A 527-nucleotide genomic window follows, 5' to 3' on the forward strand; every position below is an offset into this window, starting at 1 on the left:
TGCAGGCGCCGATACCCAAAGCGCCGGCGCTCATGGGCAATCGCCTTCATCCGGTCACGCAGATCGAAGTCATCCACGCGGCTGCCCTGATACCGCATGGTCATGCGGCAACAGCCCAGCACTGTGCACGCCCGCCGCTCGCTCATCTCAAAGGTTTCCCTGAGATAAACGACAGCCTTTCGCCTGGCGGCGGGCGCTACCATTTTTTTCCGAGAAGATCCTTGAGTGCGGAGTTGTCCAGCATGGCATCGGCCAAGAGCTTCTTGAGCTTGGCGTTCTCGTCCTCGAGCGACTTCAGCCGTTTGGCCTCGCTCACATCCATGCCGCCGTATTTGGCTTTCCATTTGTAGATACTGGCGCTGCTCACGCCGTGCGTGCGGCACAAATCGGCGACCGGTACGCCCGCCTCATGCTCCTTGAGGATGCCGATAATCTGTTCTTCGCTGAACCTGTTGCGCTTCATCTCTGGTCCTTTTCGATGGGCCAGAGTCTATTTCAAACTGGATTAGCTCCAAGGGGCAACGTCA

Annotated in this window: 1 pseudogene; it reads right to left on the bottom strand. The window is 58.1% G+C overall.

The window, feature by feature from the left end:
* Positions 1-463, bottom strand: a pseudogene (locus DVH29_RS16135) (transposase); the annotation flags it as partial.
* Between the last annotated feature and the right edge of the window lie 64 nt (positions 464-527).

Origin of the sequence: Pelagibacterium lacus (assembly GCF_003345525.1) — a bacterium.
GTDB lineage: Bacteria > Pseudomonadota > Alphaproteobacteria > Rhizobiales > Devosiaceae > Pelagibacterium > Pelagibacterium lacus.